Source organism: Candidatus Pelagibacter sp. HIMB1509, assembly GCF_052047855.1.
GTDB lineage: Bacteria > Pseudomonadota > Alphaproteobacteria > Pelagibacterales > Pelagibacteraceae > Pelagibacter.
In genome coordinates this window covers 1,145,132-1,165,689 of the sequence record NZ_JBNAIU010000001.1, presented here as the reverse complement: position 1 = coordinate 1,165,689, position 20,558 = coordinate 1,145,132, and the positions used below count along the sequence as shown (strand labels likewise).

General features: G+C 31.5%; 23 protein-coding genes. 9 read left to right on the top strand and 14 right to left on the bottom strand.

Annotation, left to right across the window (positions count from 1 at the left end):
- Positions 1-6 precede the first annotated feature (6 nt).
- Positions 7-321: a hypothetical protein gene (locus tag ACTTBO_RS06325; protein ID WP_440656867.1), complete on the bottom strand. Its 315-nt coding sequence runs from the start codon at positions 319-321 to the stop codon at positions 7-9.
- 73 nt (positions 322-394) lie between these two features.
- Positions 395-823, bottom strand: a complete 429-nt coding sequence (locus ACTTBO_RS06320; RefSeq protein ID WP_075505876.1) for a hypothetical protein — start codon at positions 821-823, stop codon at positions 395-397.
- Positions 824-986: 163 nt separating this feature from the next.
- Here ACTTBO_RS06320 and ACTTBO_RS06315 point away from each other — a divergent pair, with 163 nt between their 5' ends.
- Positions 987-1,403 carry a hypothetical protein gene (locus tag ACTTBO_RS06315; RefSeq protein WP_440656866.1) on the top strand — a complete coding sequence of 139 codons (417 nt, stop codon included), beginning with the start codon at positions 987-989 and terminating at the stop codon, positions 1,401-1,403.
- Here the strand turns inward: ACTTBO_RS06315 and ACTTBO_RS06310 are convergent.
- Both ACTTBO_RS06310 and epsC read right to left on the bottom strand, forming a co-directional pair.
- The gene (locus ACTTBO_RS06310; RefSeq protein WP_440656865.1) at positions 1,400-2,401 is read right to left on the bottom strand and encodes a cysteine synthase A; all 1,002 of its coding nucleotides are present in this window, start codon (positions 2,399-2,401) and stop codon (positions 1,400-1,402) included. The two genes, ACTTBO_RS06315 and ACTTBO_RS06310, sit on opposite strands and share 4 nt — an antisense overlap.
- Positions 2,394-2,978 (bottom strand): serine O-acetyltransferase EpsC, encoded by a 585-nt coding sequence (gene epsC, locus ACTTBO_RS06305; protein ID WP_440656864.1) that lies wholly within the window; start codon positions 2,976-2,978, stop codon positions 2,394-2,396. The genes ACTTBO_RS06310 and epsC overlap by 8 nt, the downstream gene beginning before the upstream one ends.
- Positions 2,979-3,051: 73 nt before the next feature.
- Between epsC and ACTTBO_RS06300 the strand changes: the two genes are divergently transcribed.
- The 6 genes from ACTTBO_RS06300 to ACTTBO_RS06275 all read left to right on the top strand — a co-directional run bounded on the left by ACTTBO_RS06300 (position 3,052) and on the right by ACTTBO_RS06275 (position 8,518).
- The gene (locus tag ACTTBO_RS06300) at positions 3,052-3,462 is read left to right on the top strand and encodes a VOC family protein (RefSeq protein WP_145595791.1); all 411 of its coding nucleotides are present in this window, start codon (positions 3,052-3,054) and stop codon (positions 3,460-3,462) included.
- Between the two features lie 92 nt (positions 3,463-3,554).
- Positions 3,555-4,517, top strand: a complete 963-nt coding sequence (locus ACTTBO_RS06295) for an ABC transporter substrate-binding protein (protein WP_075505881.1) — start codon at positions 3,555-3,557, stop codon at positions 4,515-4,517.
- Positions 4,518-4,585: 68 nt separating this feature from the next.
- The gene (locus tag ACTTBO_RS06290) at positions 4,586-5,647 is read left to right on the top strand and encodes a quaternary amine ABC transporter ATP-binding protein (protein ID WP_440656863.1); all 1,062 of its coding nucleotides are present in this window, start codon (positions 4,586-4,588) and stop codon (positions 5,645-5,647) included.
- Positions 5,637-7,142 carry an ABC transporter permease gene (locus tag ACTTBO_RS06285; RefSeq protein WP_440656862.1) on the top strand — a complete coding sequence of 502 codons (1,506 nt, stop codon included), beginning with the start codon at positions 5,637-5,639 and terminating at the stop codon, positions 7,140-7,142. Before ACTTBO_RS06290 ends, ACTTBO_RS06285 begins: the two co-directional genes overlap by 11 nt.
- Positions 7,143-7,151: 9 nt before the next feature.
- Positions 7,152-7,769 (top strand): LysE/ArgO family amino acid transporter, encoded by a 618-nt coding sequence (locus ACTTBO_RS06280; protein ID WP_440656861.1) that lies wholly within the window; start codon positions 7,152-7,154, stop codon positions 7,767-7,769.
- The gene (locus ACTTBO_RS06275; RefSeq protein ID WP_440656860.1) at positions 7,766-8,518 is read left to right on the top strand and encodes an alpha/beta fold hydrolase; all 753 of its coding nucleotides are present in this window, start codon (positions 7,766-7,768) and stop codon (positions 8,516-8,518) included. Before ACTTBO_RS06280 ends, ACTTBO_RS06275 begins: the two co-directional genes overlap by 4 nt.
- Here ACTTBO_RS06275 and ACTTBO_RS06270 read toward each other — a convergent pair.
- The 6 genes from ACTTBO_RS06270 to ACTTBO_RS06245 all read right to left on the bottom strand — a co-directional run bounded on the left by ACTTBO_RS06270 (position 8,515) and on the right by ACTTBO_RS06245 (position 14,820).
- Positions 8,515-9,396, bottom strand: a complete 882-nt coding sequence (locus ACTTBO_RS06270; protein ID WP_440618252.1) for a carbohydrate ABC transporter permease — start codon at positions 9,394-9,396, stop codon at positions 8,515-8,517. The genes ACTTBO_RS06275 and ACTTBO_RS06270 overlap by 4 nt on opposite strands.
- 2 nt (positions 9,397-9,398) lie before the next feature.
- Positions 9,399-10,427: a carbohydrate ABC transporter permease gene (locus tag ACTTBO_RS06265; RefSeq protein ID WP_075505888.1), complete on the bottom strand. Its 1,029-nt coding sequence runs from the start codon at positions 10,425-10,427 to the stop codon at positions 9,399-9,401.
- 49 nt (positions 10,428-10,476) lie between these two features.
- Entirely contained in the window at positions 10,477-11,697 is a 1,221-nt protein-coding gene (locus ACTTBO_RS06260) for an ABC transporter substrate-binding protein (RefSeq protein ID WP_440656859.1), read from the bottom strand.
- A gap of 85 nt (positions 11,698-11,782) precedes the next feature.
- Entirely contained in the window at positions 11,783-12,910 is a 1,128-nt protein-coding gene (locus tag ACTTBO_RS06255; RefSeq protein ID WP_440656858.1) for a cobalamin-independent methionine synthase II family protein, read from the bottom strand.
- Positions 12,911-12,913: 3 nt separating this feature from the next.
- A complete protein-coding gene (locus tag ACTTBO_RS06250; protein ID WP_440656857.1) occupies positions 12,914-13,906 on the bottom strand; it encodes an ester cyclase in 993 nt (330 codons plus the stop codon).
- Positions 13,876-14,820 carry a cupin domain-containing protein gene (locus ACTTBO_RS06245; RefSeq protein WP_440656856.1) on the bottom strand — a complete coding sequence of 315 codons (945 nt, stop codon included), beginning with the start codon at positions 14,818-14,820 and terminating at the stop codon, positions 13,876-13,878. The genes ACTTBO_RS06250 and ACTTBO_RS06245 overlap by 31 nt, the downstream gene beginning before the upstream one ends.
- A gap of 49 nt (positions 14,821-14,869) precedes the next feature.
- On the opposite strand from ACTTBO_RS06245, the gene ACTTBO_RS06240 reads away from it, so the two are divergent.
- Positions 14,870-15,955, top strand: coding sequence for an ester cyclase (locus tag ACTTBO_RS06240; RefSeq protein WP_440656855.1), 1,086 nt, complete (start codon positions 14,870-14,872; stop codon positions 15,953-15,955).
- Here ACTTBO_RS06240 and ACTTBO_RS06235 read toward each other — a convergent pair.
- From ACTTBO_RS06235 to ACTTBO_RS06225, 3 genes are all read right to left on the bottom strand, one after another.
- Positions 15,952-16,317, bottom strand: a complete 366-nt coding sequence (locus ACTTBO_RS06235) for a rhodanese-like domain-containing protein (RefSeq protein WP_440656854.1) — start codon at positions 16,315-16,317, stop codon at positions 15,952-15,954. The genes ACTTBO_RS06240 and ACTTBO_RS06235 overlap by 4 nt on opposite strands.
- Positions 16,318-16,341: 24 nt before the next feature.
- Positions 16,342-17,622, bottom strand: a complete 1,281-nt coding sequence (hisD, locus tag ACTTBO_RS06230; protein WP_440614200.1) for a histidinol dehydrogenase — start codon at positions 17,620-17,622, stop codon at positions 16,342-16,344.
- 61 nt (positions 17,623-17,683) lie between these two features.
- On the bottom strand, positions 17,684-18,595 hold the full coding sequence (locus ACTTBO_RS06225) for a bifunctional enoyl-CoA hydratase/phosphate acetyltransferase (protein WP_440634450.1): 912 nt from the start codon (positions 18,593-18,595) through the stop codon (positions 17,684-17,686).
- An 81-nt stretch (positions 18,596-18,676) separates the two neighbouring features.
- Between ACTTBO_RS06225 and ACTTBO_RS06220 the strand changes: the two genes are divergently transcribed.
- Positions 18,677-19,525, top strand: a complete 849-nt coding sequence (locus tag ACTTBO_RS06220; protein WP_440656853.1) for a bile acid:sodium symporter family protein — start codon at positions 18,677-18,679, stop codon at positions 19,523-19,525.
- Here ACTTBO_RS06220 and ACTTBO_RS06215 read toward each other — a convergent pair.
- Positions 19,518-20,474 (bottom strand): MarR family transcriptional regulator, encoded by a 957-nt coding sequence (locus tag ACTTBO_RS06215; RefSeq protein ID WP_440656852.1) that lies wholly within the window; start codon positions 20,472-20,474, stop codon positions 19,518-19,520. The two genes, ACTTBO_RS06220 and ACTTBO_RS06215, sit on opposite strands and share 8 nt — an antisense overlap.
- Positions 20,475-20,558 lie beyond the last annotated feature (84 nt).

The window sequence follows — 20,558 nt, the reverse complement described above, 5'->3', positions numbered from 1 at the left end:
TCCTTTCTAATATAGAGTTTGAACTACTTTCTTAACTCTATCTTCTCCATTAGGCACCGTTGAGTTTACAAATTCATGACAGGCATTAGTTTTATCCTCATCAAATTTAGATCCATAAAACTTATCAACAGCTTTGTTTACTCCTTCATCCCATTGCTTTTCAGGGATTCCAACTTCTAAAGCATAAGCTTTTAAAACTTTAACTGATGCCATAGATTTTTCTTTCATACTATATTCAAACGTTTCGCCAATTGGCAAGAAATAGTTAGCCATATAAATGCCACTACATTCCCAAGCTTTACTCTTGTCACTATCAGACATATCGGCGTGTACAGAAGTTAGAAATAAAACACTGAATAAAGTTATTATTATTTTTCTCAAAATTTTCTCCTTTCTATTCTATCGTGACAACAGTTGTTCCAGGAAATGTATATCCCACAACATAACTGAATAGCATTTGTTGAAATTCTTGTATCATTGGCCATTTGCTTCCAAGCTCTTGGTGATTTTGAAAACCAGCAGGATTTTCATAATACTCAGTTAAAATAAAATACATATTTCCAGTCATACCTTGTGAAGGATCTGCAGGATTATTCCATTCAGGTCCTTTGATAACTGAATATGAATTTAATTTTTTCTCACCTGTCATTGGATGAGTTTCTTTCATCCATTTATGGTGTGTTTTTAACATTTCTTCAACTTTAGCAACATCACTAGCTGGAACTTTCAAAGTAATAGCAAACGCATTTGCTTTTGCATGGCCGTCAGCGTTAGCAATTGTAGTAAATAAACTAAGCACCAAAACTATTATTATTTTTTTCATTTTATCTTTCTTTTTAATTATTAATTATAAGTAATCGAAGACTGTTACATATTCATGACAAAGTCTCTCGTGTTTATAACGCGCGTCAGTTATGCATTTAAGGAGCACAAAAATTGCTGATTATGTTGTTTTATCTGATGATAAAATTTGATAGGGTTTTAATATGATCGAAAAATTTAATGGAATTTTTTATTTAATTGTATTTTTAGTGCATTTTATTGTTTTTGCTGTTTATGCATATCAAACCGTTTTCGCTACAAAGAAATTTTTAGATAAGTTCGGTATTGATGATACTGGTGCTGGAATGACCAGATTTTTTGGTTCTTTGTTTATAGGTGCTGTTGCGATGGCAATATGGGTTGGCTTTATTAGACCTGATGGTCTTCAAGGAACATGGGCATTTTTTAATTTAGTGTTTTTACAAAACCTTTCAGCTTTTATTGTTGGTATATATAATATTAAAATCAATAAGCTCGGTCATACACCACAAACATCTAACGAAGGAATTATTGAACCAGGTATTCTAACTTTGTTAAGTGCAATACTTTGTTACGGATTAGCAGATAAGATTTATATCTAAAACCAACTAGGTATTGGTAGACCTTTTTCTTCTAAGAATTTTTTATTAAACATTTTAGTTGCATATTTATCGCTTCTGTCACAAAGAATGGTTACTATAGTTTTACCAGGTCCTAATTCTTTTCCCATTCTAATAGCTCCAGCAATATTTATTCCACAACTAGTCCCTAAACTTAAACCCTCATTTTGAATTAAATCATAAAGAATAGGTAGAGCCTCATGATCATCAATAGAGTAGGCGTCATCAATTTTAGCCTCACCAAAGTTGGCTGTAACTCTGCTTGAGCCAATTCCTTCTGTTATAGATCCTCCTTCAGATTTTAACTCTCCATTCTTTATATAATTATAAAGAGCAGAACCTTTAGGATCTGAAAGGTAAATTTTGATATCTTTATTTTTTTCTTTTAACGCGTTACTTACACCCGAAATGGTGCCCCCAGTTCCAGATGAACACACAAAACCATCTACTTTACCATCTGTCTGTTCCCAGATCTCTTGACCTGTTCCCTCATAATGACCTTTTGCATTTGCAGTATTATCAAATTGGTTTGCCCAAATAACTCCGTTATTATTTGAAGGTCTTAATTCATCTGCAAGTCTTGCAGCAACTTTTACAAAGTTATTGTCATCTTTATAAGGCTTTGGTTTAACTAATCTTAACTCAGCACCAAGGTTTCTAAGTAAATCTTTTTTTTCCTGAGTTTGATTGTCGTTCATTACAATAATCGTTTTGTAACCTAAAGAATTTCCTAAAAGACCCAAACCAATTCCAGTGTTACCAGCAGTTCCCTCAACAACAGTTCCTCCTTTGGAGATTAATTTTTTTTCCTGTGCGTCTTTAATTAGTGCTAGTGCAGCTCTATCTTTTACTGATCCACCTGGATTTAAAAATTCTGCCTTACCATAAATATTGCAACCAGTAATCTCTGATGCAGCTCTAAGTTTAATGAGAGGAGTATTTCCAATTCCAGAAATAAAATCGTTTTGCGTATTATTCATTTTCTGATTTTTTATCACTATCAGGGGTAATTCCGTAAGGTTTAAATTCGCTATCAGCTATTCCAACATTCTTAGCAGGAATTCCAACCATCACTGCATTTTCAGGAACATCTTTTGTAATTACAGCATTCGCTCCAATTTTTGCACATCGTCCAACAGTTACTGGACCTAACACCTGTGCTCCTGATCCAATAACCACTTCATCTTTAATTGTTGGATGTCTTTTCATATTTCTTTGATCATTTGAATTTATACTTGGTGCAATTCCACCCAATGTAACCATATGGTAGATAGTAACATTATCACCAATTTCTGAAGTTTCACCAATCACAACTCCCATACCATGATCGATAAATAAATTTTTTCCAATTTTTGCATTAGGATGAATTTCAATTCCAGTTAAGAATCTTGAAAATTGAGAAATGATTCTCGCAACGAGATAAAATTTAGCAGTACTAAAAAAGTTCGCTATTCTATGAAAGAAGACTGCTTTGACACCGGGATAGGTTAAAATCAAACTTAGCTTTGATTTTGCCGCAGGATCTCTATCAATTATCGATTGTAAATAATCATTCATTGTATTTTATGCTCACTTGAAATTTTAATAAGTGGCTTATATAGTCATTATATTCTGTTATTAAAGATTAATTATGTACAAAAACACTAATTGTTTTCATTTAGCTATACCATGTGGTGATCTAGAGGTCGCAAAAAAATTTTACAGCGAGACTTTAGGATGTAGATTAGATAATTCTGCGCAAGAGTGGGCTGATGTTGACTTTTGGGGTAATGAATTAACACTTCATAAAAGTGATCATAAATTAGATAATGAAAGACATGATGTGGATATGGGGAATGTGTCAGTACCCCATTTTGGTGTTCATTTATCGAGAAAAGATTTTGATGCACTTAAACAAAGATTAAAAGATAGTGGTACAAAATATTATGACGAACCATACTTAAGATTTAAAGGCACTAAGTATGAACAAGAAACATTCTTTGTAAAAGACCCTAACGAAAATATACTGGAGATTAAAACTCTTACATCTAACCCAGAATAGTAAAAATACATCTAATTTTTAGATATTTATTTTCTTTGACACCTTCTCTCAATCCGCGTTAGACTTTATTTATAAATAATTAAGGAGAGATAATGAAAATAATCAAATCTACACTTGTAGCTGGATTAATTTCAGTTTTATCAATTTTCTCTGCAAACGCAGAAAAAGTTAAAATTGGAGATCCAGGCTGGACAGGTGCAACTGCAATTGCAAATTTACTTGCTGCAGTAGTTATAGACAAAATGGGTGGTGAAGCAGAATTAGTTCCTGGAAACAATACTGCAATATATGCAGCAATTGATAGAGGAAAAGGTGAAATCGATGTTCACCCTGATATTTGGTTACCAAACCAAGAAGCTTACACTAATGATTTAGTTCCAAAAGGAACTTTAAAATTAAGTAGCAAACCATATGAAGGAAACCAAGGTTACTGTGTTTCTCAACAGTTTGCTAAAAAAATGAATATTACAGCAATTGAAGACTTAGCTAGACCAGAAGTTGTTAAAGCAATGGACAGCGACGGAAATGGTAAAGGTGAGTTTTGGATTGGTGCTGATGGTTGGGCTTCTGCTAATGTTAACCAAGTTAAATTAAGAGACTATGGTTTATATGATGCTGGTATCGAAGCAGTTAGAGCTGCTGAAGCAGTTAAAAATGCAAGAGTACTAGACTCAATCAAAAAAGGTGAGGGTTATGCATTCTATTGTTACAAGCCTCATGCAATTTGGGGAATGGCTGACGTAGTAATGTTAACAGAACCAAAATATGATCCTGCAAAATATAAAATGATTCAACCTAAAGCAGATGCTGACTGGTACAAGAAATCTTATGTTGCATCAAAAGATGCTCTTAAGCAAATCCAAATCGGTTGGGCTACTTCTTTAGAGAGTCAGTCACCAGCAATTGTAGAATTCTTTAAGAATTTTCAATTAACAGCTGATGATGTTTCTGCAATGGCTTATGCAGTTTCAGTTGAGAAAAAAGATCCAGCTGATGTAGCAAGAGCTTGGATGGAAGCAAATAAATCAACTGTAGACGGTTGGTTAGGACTATAATCTAAATCAAAATCTATACTCGGCAATTTAAGATTGCCGAGTATATTTTCCTATAATAAAAGACAAAAATGGATCCATCGAGTTCAGCAATACAAATTCAAAATGTTTGGAAAGTATTTGGTAATACTTCTAAAGAAGCATTAGATGCAATCCAAAATAAAAAAATTTCAAAAACAGAAGCTTTAGAAAATTACAACTCAGTTATTGGAGTTTCAGATGTTTCATTTGATGTTAAACAAGGTGAAATATTCTGTGTTATGGGGCTTTCAGGGAGTGGAAAGTCTACATTAGTAAGGCATATTAATAGACTTTTAGAACCAACATCAGGAAAAATTTTAATTAATGGTCAGGATGTAATGGCCTTAAATAGAGAAAACCTTCAAGAATTAAGAAATAAAAAAATAGGGATGGTTTTTCAAAACTTTGCACTTATGCCTCATAGATCAGTTGTAGATAATATTGCAATGCCGCTTGAAATAAGAGGTGTGAGTAAAAATGATAGATTAGATGCTGCAAATAAAATTTTAGAAATTGTAGAGCTACAAGGTTGGGGCAATAAGTTTGCTCACGAGCTATCTGGAGGAATGCAACAAAGAGTAGGTCTTGCAAGAGCACTTGCAGCTGATCCAGAGTTTCTTTTGATGGACGAGCCTTTTAGCGCATTAGATCCACTGATAAGAAGACAGCTTCAAGCTGAGTTCATCAAACTTTCTAAACAAATGAAAAAAACCACAGTATTTATTACTCATGATTTAGATGAAGCAGTAAGAGTAGGACACAGAATTGCAATTATGAGAGATGGAAAAGTAATCCAAATAGGTACACCTGAAGAAATAGTTGTAAGTCCTGCAGACGAATATGTTGCTGACTTTGTAAAAGGAATTTCAAGACTTAAAGTTGTTCAAGCAAAAACAATTATGCAATCTATTGAGAGTTACGAAAGTGCTAATGAAAAATTAAATGAAAGCAGCAAAAGTGTTGGAGAAAATGAATTATTAAGTAAGCTCATAGAGTTATCAAAATCTAGCGAAGGACCATTGGTAGTTAAAGATAATAATCAAAATAATGTTGGTGTGTTAACACAATCAGATCTTTTAAAAGCGGTTATAGAGGGTGGAGATGGAGAATAAACAAATTCATAATCCAACCAGATCAGAATTAATTACAGATTTTGTAAAATCTAATCCTGAATATTATATTAAAGAATTTCAAAAAATTGGAAGCAAGCCTTCTTTTTCATTTTCATTTAATTTGTATGCTGGAGTTCTAGGACCTATTTGGTTTGGAATGAGAAATATTTGGAATTGGGCTTTAGCCTTTCTAATTATTGAAACCTTTTCTGTTGTTCAAATAATAAGAGGTTTGTTCGGTAATATTACCAAAGAAGCTGTAGAAAAAATTAAACAAGTTGAGTCAACTATAGCTTTTAGAAACAAACAGTTAGAAGCAGCTATTACAAATAATCCAGACAAAGTTGAGGTTTATAAAAGAAATATCAAATCACTAGAGGATGCAATGCAAGGCTACATAGATGAAGTAGCAAGGATTGAGGCATCAGCTATTTGGATTACAATTTTTGGTATTGGATTATTAATTACCGTTAAAGTTGTTCAAGGAATACTAGCTAACTCGATATTAGAAAAAAGATATTCAGAATGGTTATCAGACAAAACTCTAAGACCTGGGATGCAAGTTAAGAATTTTGTCTCGAGTACAATGTTTGCTGCAGTTATTATGTTTTTTTCTGTAGTGCATTATAGTTTTCCAGGTGTCATTGCATTAATGGATGATTTCCCAACTCATCCAGATATCAGGTTAACATCAATAAAATGGGTAGAAACAATCTTTGATTATGCAGTATTGAAAGGAGATGCGTTATTTACAGCAATTACCATAGGTATTAGATCAGTACTAGATTTCTTAGAGTTACTATTTGTAAAAACTCCTTGGATAGTAATTATTACAACCATTGTAACTTTAACTGGATTAGCGGCAGGACCTAGAGCTGCAATTTATTCAGCAGGATTTTTATGTTACATGGGATTTTTAGGTTTTTGGGTTAAAGCTATGACAACATTAGCTCTTTTAGGAACAGCAGCAGTATTAAGTATTGTAATTGGTATTCCTCTTGGAATTTTTTGTGCAAGGCGACAAAGATTTTATTCAATGATAAGACCGATTATGGATTTCATGCAAACAATGCCCGCTTTCGTATTCATGATTCCCGTAATAGCATTTTTTGGAACTGGAAAAGTCGCAGCAGTTATTATTACAATGATATTTGGTGGAACACCTGTAGTTAGACTAACAGTTCTTGGCTTAAGAGGAGTACCTGAAACAATTAGAGAAGCTGCAATCGCTTATGGTGCATCTAAATGGTATTTGCTTAGAAAAGTAGATCTGCCATTAGCAACCCCATCTATATTAGCAGGTGTTAATCAAACAGTAATGTTAAGTCTAGCAATGGTAGTTGTAGCATCATTAATTGGTGCCAAAGGTTTAGGTCAAGATGTATTAGAAGCACTTCAATACGCAAACGTAGGACAAGGTATTTTAGCTGGTGTTGCCATATTATTTGTAGCTCTTATTCTTGATAGAGTTGTTCAGGGTAGAAAACGAGTTTAAGAAAAATCAATGGAATACGCACTGTTAGGTTTTTTTACTGGCCTAAGTTTAATTTTAGCAATTGGTGCTCAAAACATTTTTGTAATTGAACAAGGTTTAAAAAAACAGCATGTATTTCTAGTTTGTTTTATTTGCTCAGTTTCTGATTTAATATTAATTTTTTTTGGAATTTTTTTATTTCATTTCTTTAATCAATATTTTAACCCAATTGTAGAATTTATTTTTAACCTTCTTTTAGTGGTTTTTTTAATTCATTTTATCTATTCAAAAATTAAAACTCATTACAAAAAAGTTAATTTTCAAAGTAATGTTAGTGCAGTATCAAGGTTAAATATTTTCTTAAAAACATTGGGGTTCACATATTTAAATCCACATGTTTACTCTGATACGGTTTTTATTCTTGGAAATTTCTCTAAGAACTACTTATTAAATCAAAAATTTTCATTTGCGATAGGCGCATCTTTAGCTTCTTTTTTATTTTTTTTTATTCTAGGATATTTATCAAATTACCTTTCTAAGTATGCTAATGACAAAAAAATATGGCAGGTAATAAATATATTCATCATAGTTTTTATGAGTTTTTTAGTTTTGTTTATTTTAAAGGAAATGATAATTAAGCTTTTATGAGTAATCTTTTTGTAGATGATAAAGGTGAAGGTTTTCCATTTGTTTTAGTACATGGATATTTAGGCTCCTCAGAGATGTGGTGCTTTCAAAAAGATTACTTTTCAAAAAATTTTAGAGTTATTGCACCAGCGCTCCCTGGTTTTGGTGAAAGTCATAATGCACAATCATTAAATTCTATTAATGCGATGGCAAAAAAAATAATTGAAATACTAGATGAAAAAAAAATCGAAAAATTTAATTTAATTGGACATTCAATGGGTGGAATGATTGTTCAAGAAATAACAAAATTAATTGGTGATAGAGTTAATAAATTAATCTGTTTTGCAACAGGATCTATTGGAGATATTCCGGGTAGATTTGAATCTATGGATGAAACAAGAGAGAAACTTAAGAAAGAAGGTGCTGAGGCTTCATTTTCTAGAGTTCCTCCTAAATGGTTTGTAAAAGGCAATAAGGACAAAAACTATTATTTATGTGCAAATGCTGTAAAAAATGTTTCATTAGAAACAGCTGATAATGCACTACTAGCTATGAAAAATTGGAGAGGTATAGAAAATTTAAAAAATATTAAAAATGAAACTTTAATTGTATGGGGAGATAAAGATGTTTCATATAATTTTGATCAAGTTGATACGTTAAATAAAAACATAAAGAATAGTCGTTTAGAAATATTTAAAAATTGCAGCCACAACGTTCATTTAGAAAAGCCTGACGAATTTAATATTTTAGTAAGTAATTTTTTAAATTAACCTTTTACTGCTCCAGTAGTTAATCCACTTATAACCTGTCTTTGGAAAAACATTACCAACATAAACAAAGGTGCCGTTGCAGAAACTACTGCTGAAACTGCCCACATAAGATTACCCTCATGTTGGTTAGTTCCTAAATAACTTTGTATCTTTGGAACCATTGTATGATTTTCTTGATTAAGTAGTAAAGCTGTTACCGTAAAGTCATTATAAGCAAGCATTAAACTAAATAATCCAGCGGTAATAACTCCAGGCCACATCACTGGCATTATAATATGTCTAAATGCTTGAAAATATGAACATCCATCTATCAACGCACTTTCATCAAGCTCTTTTGGAATTGTTTTAAAGAATGAATAGAGTAACCATAAAGTAAATGGTTGATTAATAGCAACTAAAACAACAATAGTTGTTGGCAGTATTCCCCATATTTGTAATTCAAAAAATGGAAATAGATAACCAGAGACTAGAGTTATATGTGGCATAGCTCTAAAGATTAAAGCTGCCATTAAAATCCAAAATGCATATTTCTCAGTTGATCTTGAAAGAGCGTAAGCTCCTAAAGTTCCCAAAAACAATGAAATACTAACAACAAACACAGTAACAATAATCGTATTTTTGGACGCTTTCCAAAATTCACCCTCAAACCAAGCTTCATGATAAGCATTTGTTGTAAACTTTTCACCAGTTTCAATTAATGTATTGAAAGCTGAAATTGCATACCACCAATCTGATCTTGAGAAAAAATCTGCTCTTACTTTAAATGATCCCCAAAAAGTCCAGATGAATGGAAAACATGCAACTAACAACCAAGAAATAATAAATATGGTATTAAATGTTTTCAAAGTATTTGATTTTTTATCTAAACCGTAATCCATATTTATCTCGCAGTTTTAAATTCTTTCCATGTTCTAACTAATACAGGGGCAAGCAAAATTGCTATGCCGATGATCGTCATCATTGATGTCGCTGCAGCAGAACCAAACAAAATCACTTCTTCATTTACTAGGTTATCGTAAATTAACCATGAAAGAGATTGCGCACTACCTTCAGCACTAAAACCTATAATTGGTTCAAAAACTCTAAAATTATCCATCAATGATATTAATGCAACAAATGTTACTACCGGGTAGATATGAGGCAGCACAATATGTTTTATTCTTTGAAATCTTGAAGCACCATCAATTATTGCAGCCTCAATAGGTTCTTGAGGTACAGTTTGAAGTGCAGCATAAAAAACTACAAATGCAAAAGGGGAGTGATGCCAAATTCCATAAATTATAATTGTTATCCATGTGAGAGTTTTAGAGGATTTCAAAGATAAATATGGATCATTCATTAAATTTTGAATGTTGGCTCCTATTATTCCTTGAGAGTCTATCATCCAGAATAATACTAAAGACCCAACTAATGGAGTTACAATCATTGGCAAAATAGTACCAAAGATTAAAGGACCTCTAATTTTTCTTGAGATTGCGTTTAAACTCAAAGCAATAATAAAACCCAATAACAAAACATTTGGGGTCACAAATATACAATAAGTTAATGTGAATATTAGCGCTTTATAAAATGGTAGATTAGTTACTTGATCAACAAATTCACCAAAAGTTTCTGTTTCATTCCAAAATTTTTTTATTTCTTCTGTAGCTAAATGGTTTCTATCTATATACGTCCCAAAACCATTAAATTTTCCAAGAGGTTTTGCTTCTCTTATTTTAGTAGTTGCTTCATTATCGACTACAATTGAAACAGTGCAGCCAAATGGATCACATTTTTTTACCTCTTTAACTACTTGATCATGCTGGGCGTAAAAAGATTGAACTCCAGTAGAAATGATAGGAAGCCCAATAAAAAGGATCATTGCTAATCCTGTTGGTAAAAAAAACCAAAAAAAAGTTTTATTAGGCATTGAAAATTTTTGTTAAGTGGGGATCAAGTCCCCACTTAAATATTAGATTTTATAGAAAGCCTTGTTCTTTAGCTTTACTAGTGTAAGCAGCTTCAACATCTTTCAATGCTTGTTCAGCTGACTCTTTACCTTGTAAAAACTCAACAATCTCACTTCCTAATGCTCCATGCATTAAACCCATTTGTGGTAACATTGGATAAGGTTTTGCACCCATTTTTACAGCTTCAATTACACCAATAGATTTTGGTCCTGGAACAAATCCTTCTACTAACCAAACGGCTTGGTCAGCAGCATCAGCAACCATTTTCTTGTTAGATGCAGCGTGCGCTAAAGCTCTAAATGTTGCTTCAGCATCAGCATCAGATCTATTTTTTGCAAGTGTGAAACCATCCCACCATAAAGTTGCAGCTGGGATATTTCCACCAGCAACAGTAGCTGGACCTGTTAGTTTTGTAGCTTTAGTTATATTAGCATCACCTTCATCATCTAAAAGTGTACCTGATCTAGAAGCCCATAATGTCATTAATGCAACATTTCCTGCTTCCCATTCAACTTTAATAGCTTCACTATCATGTGTTAAATAATCTGGGTTACTTAATTCAGATAATTTTTTAAGCATGTTTAAAGTAGCAACACCTTTTGCATTATTTACATTTGGTTCTGCACTTCCAGACTTAAAGAATTCACCACCATGACCAATGTACATGTTCACAAACTCTTCTGCTAAGTTCCAACCTGCTTTGTAAGCAGCGGCATATGGATATTGCATTTTTCCTGAAGCTCTAATTTTTTCAGAAGCAGCAACCACCTCTTCATATGTTTTCGGGACAGCTATACCAAGATCTTTTAAAACATCTTCTCTGTAGTATAAGTGTTGAGTGTTAGCCATAAATGCTACAGCCATTACTTTTCCATCAATTGTGATCAATTGAGAGTCTTGAATTCCTTTTCCATATTTTTTAACAAGATCATCTAAAGGTCTTATTAAGTCTTGGTTCATTAAAGGAACGATTGAACTGTTTGCTGCAATTCTAGCTGAAAATTCAGATGGATTTGCAGTAAGAGCTGGCACTGCGATTTTATTGTGCTCAGATGAATGAGTCACTTTAAAATCTGCACTTCCTTTACATTGTTTAGAAGTTTCAACGAAAGTTCTTAATGCAGGAAAATCATTAGCCAAAATATTTATTGAACCACTTTTAATGTTACAATCTGCATAAGCAGAAGTTCCAAAAAGCAAAAACAATAAAGTAACTAGTATTTTTCTCATATGTTTTCTCTCTTTATATTTATTGTTAAATTATAATTTAAGTACAAAAACTATATCTATTACGAAGTTTAAATTAAAGAGGAAATTAAATCACTTTTGACGCAAGTTCTGTACCATGCACCAAAGTCTCTAACTTCTTATAAACAATATTTTCATCAACATTTCCAAAGCCGGCAAAAGTACTAAAACCACAATCTGTTCCAGCAACCAGTTGATCTTTCTCAATAACTTTTGAATAAGTTACAATTCTGTTTTTTACAACCTCGGGATGTTCGACAAAGTTTGTGGTTGAGTCGATTACTCCAGGAGCAATTATTTTATCATTTGGGATTTTTAAATTTTCAAAAATTTGCCATTCATGAGAATGTCTTGGATTTGACGACTCAATTAAGTATGTTTGTATATTAGCCTTTAAAGCTATAGGCATAATTTTTTCTAGCGCAATGTCATGTAAATGGGGTCCTTCATAATTACCCCAGCAAATGTGCATTCTTATTTTGGAGCTATCTATATTACTAATAGCGTTATTTAAACATTCTATTTGTTTTTCTGCTCTGATTAAAAATTCTTCTTCTGATAAATCTTTAAAAGTCATGTGTCTTGCAAGAGCTAAATCTGGACAATCTAACTGAAGTTTTAATCCATTTGATGTAATTTCTTCATATTCATCTTTCATCAGGTTAGATAAATTTTCTAAATATTCATCATCATTTTTATAAAATTTATTTGGTAAGAATGCTGAAATAACTCCTGGAGAAGCAGCATTCATAAATGCATCTTTATGATTATTTTTATCTAAAGCTTGTTTAAAATTATTTATATCTTTTGTTAGAGAAGTTTTGTCTTTAATTTTTAATTCACTTGTACAGCAAGGTCTTGTGTAAGTAGGAGTACCACCTGTTCTTGCAATTCTTTCTTTAAAAGATGGAAAGTCATCTAAATCTTTTGGTGCTTTCCTTTCACTCTCTCCTGAAAAGCCATCAATTCTATCTTTAACATAAGTTGCATAACTAATCTTAGACATTTCACCGTCACTAATATAGTCAATTCCAACTTCTAATTGTTTTTTAACAATATTATCTACATCTCTTTGAACAATTTCATCAAATTGATTTAAATCTATTTTTTCTTTTTGATCTTTCTTAAATAAAAGATCAGATAATTCATTTGATCTTGGTAAACTTCCTACATGTGTTGTTTTAATTTTACTCATAATTTAATTCATTAAAATTTGTTTCCAAATTGCAACCTCATCAAACAAAACCCATTCTCTTATAACATTTCCATCAATTATTTCTGCATGGTTTATACCCATTATAAAAATATTTTTATTTGTTTTTTCTCCAAATTCTTCAGTGTCTTTAGAATGTTTACCTTCAAGAAACCATCTTATTGATGCTCTAGGATTTTTATCTGCTTCTTCTAAATAACCAATGTGCTCAACAGAAAACTTCATATCACTCAAAGTATTTTTTAAAGCATTCCAAAATTTAATTATATCCTCTCTCCCATGTCCGATTTTGTTTCCGGGCCAATAAATAGTTGCAGCTCTTGCATAATCGGAAAAATCATAATCATCTTTGAAGATATTTTTTAATATTTTGGAGTATTTGCCTCCAGCAGAATCATTAGGTACAACGCCTTGCTTGTAATCTGAATTCATCTCAGAATTTGAATTAAATAATTGTTTTGCTTTTTCAACGCCGCCTTCTTTATCTAGAAGCATTTGAGCAAAATCTTTTGGTGTAAATCCTATTTGTCTTACCATTGCACCTTGATCACGAACAATCCATTCATCATAGACTTGATTATTTTTGCATGCACAATCAGCAATTACTCTGTAATAAATATCTTTACCAGTTGGTTTGCCGTATGAACCATCACCAAGATGTGTTCCTTTACTTAAAATTCTATGTGATGAATGATAACCGATATCATCATTTCCATTCCAAATCACATCTTCTCCAAGCAATTGTCTGTTAGGAAATTCTTTCAAGGTTGCATAAGTAGCATCAATTACAGGTTTATTTCCATACGTGACACCAAAGGGTGATCTAACTGGAATATTGTCGCTATAAAATTGACCAATAGACTCAACATCTTTATTTTCCCAAATTTGTTTAGTTATTTTTAGTATGTAATCAGGAAAGTTTTTATATTTTGGATCAAAACCTTTCATTAGATTTGTGTTACACAATTTAAGTAACATTCCTCATTTTCATCTATTTTAATATTAACTTTTGAATTAATTGGAATAGAAATTGTATCTTTGGCATTTAAAACACATTGAAAATCATCAATCATTATTTCCCATTTTCCAGTTCTTGAGAACATTATTGTAGGTTTTTCAAATTTTAAATTAGTTATATGACCTTTGCTGGATTTTAAAATTGAAAGATTAAATCCTGTATCTTGGTTTATTACTGGAGAGAACTCTTTTTTTTCAAATTTGTTTCCAAGAATTTGAATTAAATTAACATTCTCATTGAGTTTGTTTTCATGTTTTGAATTTTCATTACTTTTATATATAAACTTTTCTAGTTGATCCAATTTATAGTTATCAAATTTTTTTATTTCCTCTTGAGAAATAGGCTCGAGAATTGTTTTTCCGTCTGGAATTTGATTAACAGATAAATCAATTAATGAATTATCATTTAATAGTGCCATACCAGTTTTTTTTGCTTTTTCTAAAACACTTGGAACCCAAGTTATTATTCCAGGATCATCTCCACCTAAAACAACAAAAATTAATCCTTCTTCGTCACCTGCATTTTCAAATGCTCTAAACATATTAGTTGGCATTGAAATAATGTCGCCAGCATTCAAAATTGTTTCATCTTTACCTTCTGCTCCCCAATAAAATCTCCATCTACCAGAATAAATAACAAATACTTCTGCAGTTGTGTGACTATGTAGGCCCGAACCATTTTGTGGAAGTGCTGACACAGCGCCTAAATTAAAACTATGAGGCATAGCAATTTTTATAAATTGTTTGCTATCTTCAGCTACACCAGGTCCAACTATAGAATAATTTTTTCTTTCTTTGTGACCTTCAAGTTTTCCTTCTACAAAGGGCAGGGTGCTTGGAACTAGTTCATTAAATTTTGCTAATCTATTTTCCATATGTTTTTCTAATTGAATTATGATATTAACCCTACTTAAATTAAAATAAATGCCAATACAACAATTTGATACAGGTTTAAAAGAACAGCAGGGTGTAAAAAAATTAGAAATTACACCTGAAGAAAATTTCAATAATAAAACAAAAGTAAGAGGCTACTTAAAAACAATTATAGAAGGTGGAATATCTAACTTAGATCAAAATATAGAAAATTATTTTGATAAAGATGTAAAAGTTAATTGTTTTCACCCTGTTAATGAATTTGAGGGAGCAAATACATTTAAAGAAAAATTTTGGCTACCTCTATTTGAAGCTTTCCCAGACATTGAGAGGAGAGAACAGATAGTTATTGGAGGTACATTTAGAGATAAAGTTCAAGTTGGATCAGTATCTATGCTTTCAGGCACATTCAAAAAACCTATTTTTGGAATAAAGCCAATTAATAAAATGGTAAATCTTAAATGCTGTGAAGTCCATGAATTGAAAAATGATAAAATTGTAGAAAGTTATATCTTAATTGATTTATTAGATTTGATATTTCAAACAGGTAAAAATCCAATCAAACCTTCAAGAGGTTCAGAGGGAAATTGGCTAAATCCAATTAATACTGATGGTGTAAATTATTTTGAAAAAGATATGAAGGTTTCTGAAGAAAGTTTAGACCAATCTTTAACGATGCAAAGAAGCTTGAACATAAAGCCAGAGTTGGAAACTAATTCAGACGAAGAATTAAAAGATAAATTAATTAATCATCCACAAAGTGAATTCTGGCATGATAAAATGATATGGTATGGACCAAGTGGAATAGGTACTGGAAGAAACTTAGAGGGATTTGTTGATAACCATCAGTTACCATTTAGAAAAACTTTTAAAGAAAGAAATTACTGGAAGCTAGGACATTACTGTGAACTTGGCGATGGAAACTTTTCAATGACTGCTGGTTGGCATAGCATACAAGCAGTTTACGGGTCAGATGATTGGTTAGGATACAAATCTAATAATCAAAACGTAACTATGAGAGTGATGGATTTTTACCATCACCATGAAGGTAAAATTAGAGAAAACTGGGTACCTATAGATTTAATACATATACTTAAGCAAATAGGTGTTGATGTTTTAGATTTAATTAAGGACTAATCTTTTAACTTATCCCACTCAGACATATCGCCTGTAATATTTTTAACGTTCTTAATTCCCATTTCTTTCATTGTTTTTGTAGCAAGAGTTCCTTGACCACCAAGTCCACAAAATACAACATATTCTTTGTCAGGATTATTTTTAAAAGTATCATTTTCAATAGGACTACCTTCAGCTAAATAAAATTCTAGCAAACCTCTATCTAAATGCATTGCATTTCCAATAGTCCCTTTAGAAAAGCTTTCTTTATCTCTAACATCAATAAATTGAACATTAGGATCATTTAATTTCTTTTTAGCTTCTTCAGCAGTGATGTTTTCAATTTCATTGCTGACGCTCATTACTTCTTCAAATTTTTTCATGTTAAATCCTATTTAATAAATTGTTTAGTAACCGTATTTTTTCAATCTAACATCACCAGTTCTTGCATGAGCTTCCATCCCTTCATATCGTGAAAGTCTAGCAGCAGCTGCTCCAACAAGTTCAGTAGATTCTTTAGTCATTCTTTGGAAACTTAAAGTTTTGATAAATTTACCAACAAACAAACCACCCGTATATCTTCCAGCACCTTTAGTTGGAAGAATATGGTTTGTTCCTGAACATTTATCACCATAAGCAACAGTTGTTTCTTCACCGATAAATAAAGAACCGTAATTTTTTAATCTTTTGTGGAACCACTCTAAGTTTTTAGTTTGAACTTCCAAGTGTTCTGGTGCGTACTCATCACTAATTGTAGCCATTTCCTCGTCTGTATCACAAAGAACAACTTCTCCGTAATCTCTCCAAGCAGCTTCTGCATTAGTTCTTGGTAACTCAGGAAGATCAGCAATAAGTTCGGGTACCCTTTTAATTACCTTTTCTGCTAATTCTTTACTTGTTGTCCAAAGCCAAGCTGGTGAATTATATCCGTGCTCTGCTTGACCCACTAAATCTACTGCAACGATTTCTGGATCTGCGTTTTCATCAGCAATAATTCCAATTTCTGTTGGACCTGCAAATAAATCAATACCAACTTTACCAAATAAAATTCTTTTAGCTTCAGCAACAAATTGGTTACCTGGACCTACCAATATATCAGCTGGAGCATTTCCAAATAAACCATTTGTCATTGCAGCAATTGCTTGAACACCACCTAAATTCATAATTACATCTGCACCACAAAGATCAGCTGTGTAAACAATAGTCGGATGAACCCCAACACCAGGTTTTGGAGAGCTACATACTAAAATATTTTTAACCCCAGCAACTTTTGCAGTTGTTACACTCATTACCGCAGATGCGATGTGAGCATATCTTCCAGCAGGTACATAACATCCAGCTGTATTAACAGGAATTAATCTTTGACCTGCATATAAACCTTCAGACAATTCAACTTCAAAATCTTGACCATAATTTTTTAATTGAGCTTCCGCAAATTTTCTCACTCTTTCATGAGCGAACTGAACATCATCTTTAGTTTTTTGATCTAAATTTTTTTTAATATCTTCAATTTTTTCTTTAGAGATAACTACTTCACCTTCATACTTATCAAATTTTTTAGAAAGTTCTTTGCAACCTTCTTCTTTACTTGTCTCAATATCTTTAAGAATATTTTCAACAATTTCTCTTGTTTTTGTATCGTCAGTTGATGAAGTTTTCGGTGATTTTTTTAAGTATGTAATTGCCATTTCTCTCCTTTTAAAATTTAAAGTTTTTTAGGTTAATTTCTAATAAAATTCAATTAATCATTTAGTCCAAAGCTACTACTGCCGCAGCTATTGATGCTAATCTTGCTTGCGCTTCATCTGATCTACTAGTTATTACAACCGGGACTTTTCCTCCCACCACAACTCCTGCAGCACAGGCACCCATAAAATAAATCATCATTTTAACTAGGGCATTTCCGGTTTCAACACTTGGTACTAATAGTACATCAGCTTCTCCAGCAACTAAATTTTTTATACCTTTAATACCAGCAGATTTTTTAGAAATACTATTATCAAAAGCTAAGGGTCCAAACACATCTGCGTTCAAATTTTCTTCTTTTGCAAGTTTTGTTATTTCAGCAGCTTCAATTGAACTTGGTACACTCTCTAAAACTTCTTCAGTTGCAGATAATACAGAAACTTTTGGTCTTTCAATTCCAATACGGTTTGAAAAATTTATTACATTTTTCAGAATATGCATTTTAGTTTTTACATTTGGCAAAACATTTAAAGCACCGTCTGTAATTATTAATGGCTTATCCTCTTTTTCAACTGTCATATGCCAGATATGACTTAATCTAGTTTTGCCTAATAAGTTGTACTCTCTCTTTAAAACTTCTTTCATTAGAACATCAGTATGAATATGTCCTTTAACAATTATTTTAACTTTATCTTCACTTGCAAGTTTAGCTGCAATTTTTGCAGTATTATTTTCAACTGGCTCATGAATAAGTTCGTATTTTGATATATCCCAACCAAGATCCTCAGCACATTTTTGTATTTCAACTTCATGACCGATAAAAACTGGTTCAATTAGATTTTCATTTACAGCGTCTTGAACAGATAACATGGGTAAGGGTTTACCAGCATTTACTACTGCAACCTTAACTCCTTTTTTACTATGAGCTATATCTAGTAGTTTATTTGGACAGACAATTTCTTTGTTTGAGAGCATTTTTTACAAATATATTATAATTTCAATATGTATATAGAAATTATTTACTAAAAAGTTATAGTTTATTTCATTTTTTAAATTATGGAAATAGTAACTAAAATAGCACCATTGGCTTTAGCATTGATAATGCTTGGCTTAGGACTTGGTTTGTCAGTTAAAGATTTTACAAGAGTAATTAGAAATCCAAAAGATTTTTTAATTGGAATAACTTGCCAATTAATTCTGTTACCAATTGTTGCATACATATTGGTTTTAATTTTAAGATTACCAATTGAAATCGCTTTAGGTTTAATGATTATAGCTGCAGCACCAGGAGGTGTTACATCAAATGTTCTTACTAAGTTTGCAGATGGGGATGTAGCTTTATCAATTTCTTTAACAGCTGTTGGAAGTTTAATTAGTATTATTTCAGTTCCATTTATAGTTTTTACATCAGCTGGAATGCTAGGGGTTACCGAAATGTCTACAGAGATTACTATGACCGGGATTGCATTAAAAATGGCTTTAGTTGTAACAGTTCCGGTAATTATAGGAATGGTTATAAGAGGATTTGCAGAAAATTTTATTTCTTCAAATATTAACATCGTCAATAGAACTACTAGTTTATTATTTGTTATTGTATTTGCCGCAATATGGATTGAGGAAAGAGAAAATATTTTTAATTATTTAGCTCAAGCTGGAATAGCGGTTTTAATTTTAAATATAGTGATGATGATTTTAGCTTTTTATATAGCTAAAGCTTTTGCAACTGGAGTTGCTCAGAGAAAATGTATTTCTTTAGAGTGCGGCCTTCAAAATGGAACTTTAGCAGTATTTGTTGCAACCCAAATTTTTAATGATGTTGCTTACATGATACCAACAGCCGCTTATGCTTTAGTCATGTATATTACAGGATTTATTTTTATTTATATCTTAAGAAGATCTAGTTAATTGTAGTTTTATTTAAAATTTTATAAATAAGTTCTGAAATCTCTTTAACTGTTTGTTCTTGCATTTTTTGGGTTTTTGAAAAAACTTTTTTTTCAATGCTAACCGAAATTAATTTTTTTTGATCCATTTTAGCATAACCTTTTTTAATTAAAGAATTTACTTTTCTAACAACAGTTGGTCTTGGGATACCTGTAATGTCTGATATAGACATAGAATTCAAACCAACTTTGTCTGCAAAAGATATTCTTTTTCTCCACTTTACAATATCTATATCATGTAAAATTAAATCTTTATTTGATGATGCATTAGATATTAAAAGTAAGGCTATACACAATGTTTCTAAATCACCTAATTCTTTCCTCCATCTGAAATAGTAAGAAAAAATAAATTTATAAAATTCGTACCAACAAAAAGAAAAATGTTGCTTAATAACATCTAATATTTCAGTTGAAGAAAGAGAATTTGTAATTTCATTTTCTTGTTTCAAAATTTTTGAGGAAATAGAAGTTAAATACGATAAATTTTTTAATGCACTTTTTGGCTGTACTGTTTCATAAGCAGATCTATCAATAAAAATTTTTTTTCTTGATCGTTTAATTACGCCTTTTTTTTCTAGATAAATAATCTTTCTTCTTACACTTTCTTTAGGGATATGAAGATCTCTAGAAATTTCAATAATTTTAATTTCTTCGATTTCTAAAGTATTATCTTTATAAAAAGTATTGTAATCGACATGAATTCCATTTTTTCTATAAAATTTAAAATCGTTATTAACCAAATAGATCAAGATCATATACATTTCTATGTCTTTAAAATTTGAATAGGCATTGATTATCCATTCAGATACAAATTTATAAAAAGCAGGAACGAAATTATTAAATTTTTTATTAATTACCGATGTTACTCTCTTTTCATCAAGTGCGTCAGATATGCTTGGTAATATGCTCATGATATTTTAAAAAACCCAATATGGACAACACAACAATTAGTGTCAACCCATTTTGGACATTTCTAATATGTAATAATCTAACTA

Bases quoted from the DNA above. Each gene is read 5' to 3' on its own strand.
- ACTTBO_RS06325 (WP_440656867.1), bottom strand. From the start codon at position 321: ATGTCTGATAGTGACAAGAGTAAAGCTTGGGAATGTAGTGGCATTTAT.
- ACTTBO_RS06320 (WP_075505876.1), bottom strand. From the start codon at position 823: ATGAAAAAAATAATAATAGTTTTGGTGCTTAGTTTATTTACTACAATT.
- ACTTBO_RS06315 (WP_440656866.1), top strand. From the start codon at position 987: ATGATCGAAAAATTTAATGGAATTTTTTATTTAATTGTATTTTTAGTG.
- ACTTBO_RS06310 (WP_440656865.1), bottom strand. From the start codon at position 2,401: ATGAATAATACGCAAAACGATTTTATTTCTGGAATTGGAAATACTCCT.
- epsC (WP_440656864.1), bottom strand. From the start codon at position 2,978: ATGAATGATTATTTACAATCGATAATTGATAGAGATCCTGCGGCAAAA.
- ACTTBO_RS06300 (WP_145595791.1), top strand. From the start codon at position 3,052: ATGTACAAAAACACTAATTGTTTTCATTTAGCTATACCATGTGGTGAT.
- ACTTBO_RS06295 (WP_075505881.1), top strand. From the start codon at position 3,555: ATGAAAATAATCAAATCTACACTTGTAGCTGGATTAATTTCAGTTTTA.
- ACTTBO_RS06290 (WP_440656863.1), top strand. From the start codon at position 4,586: ATGGATCCATCGAGTTCAGCAATACAAATTCAAAATGTTTGGAAAGTA.
- ACTTBO_RS06285 (WP_440656862.1), top strand. From the start codon at position 5,637: ATGGAGAATAAACAAATTCATAATCCAACCAGATCAGAATTAATTACA.
- ACTTBO_RS06280 (WP_440656861.1), top strand. From the start codon at position 7,152: ATGGAATACGCACTGTTAGGTTTTTTTACTGGCCTAAGTTTAATTTTA.
- ACTTBO_RS06275 (WP_440656860.1), top strand. From the start codon at position 7,766: ATGAGTAATCTTTTTGTAGATGATAAAGGTGAAGGTTTTCCATTTGTT.
- ACTTBO_RS06270 (WP_440618252.1), bottom strand. From the start codon at position 9,396: ATGGATTACGGTTTAGATAAAAAATCAAATACTTTGAAAACATTTAAT.
- ACTTBO_RS06265 (WP_075505888.1), bottom strand. From the start codon at position 10,427: ATGCCTAATAAAACTTTTTTTTGGTTTTTTTTACCAACAGGATTAGCA.
- ACTTBO_RS06260 (WP_440656859.1), bottom strand. From the start codon at position 11,697: ATGAGAAAAATACTAGTTACTTTATTGTTTTTGCTTTTTGGAACTTCT.
- ACTTBO_RS06255 (WP_440656858.1), bottom strand. From the start codon at position 12,910: ATGAGTAAAATTAAAACAACACATGTAGGAAGTTTACCAAGATCAAAT.
- ACTTBO_RS06250 (WP_440656857.1), bottom strand. From the start codon at position 13,906: ATGTTACTTAAATTGTGTAACACAAATCTAATGAAAGGTTTTGATCCA.
- ACTTBO_RS06245 (WP_440656856.1), bottom strand. From the start codon at position 14,820: ATGGAAAATAGATTAGCAAAATTTAATGAACTAGTTCCAAGCACCCTG.
- ACTTBO_RS06240 (WP_440656855.1), top strand. From the start codon at position 14,870: ATGCCAATACAACAATTTGATACAGGTTTAAAAGAACAGCAGGGTGTA.
- ACTTBO_RS06235 (WP_440656854.1), bottom strand. From the start codon at position 16,317: ATGAAAAAATTTGAAGAAGTAATGAGCGTCAGCAATGAAATTGAAAAC.
- hisD (WP_440614200.1), bottom strand. From the start codon at position 17,622: ATGGCAATTACATACTTAAAAAAATCACCGAAAACTTCATCAACTGAC.
- ACTTBO_RS06225 (WP_440634450.1), bottom strand. From the start codon at position 18,595: ATGCTCTCAAACAAAGAAATTGTCTGTCCAAATAAACTACTAGATATA.
- ACTTBO_RS06220 (WP_440656853.1), top strand. From the start codon at position 18,677: ATGGAAATAGTAACTAAAATAGCACCATTGGCTTTAGCATTGATAATG.
- ACTTBO_RS06215 (WP_440656852.1), bottom strand. From the start codon at position 20,474: ATGAGCATATTACCAAGCATATCTGACGCACTTGATGAAAAGAGAGTA.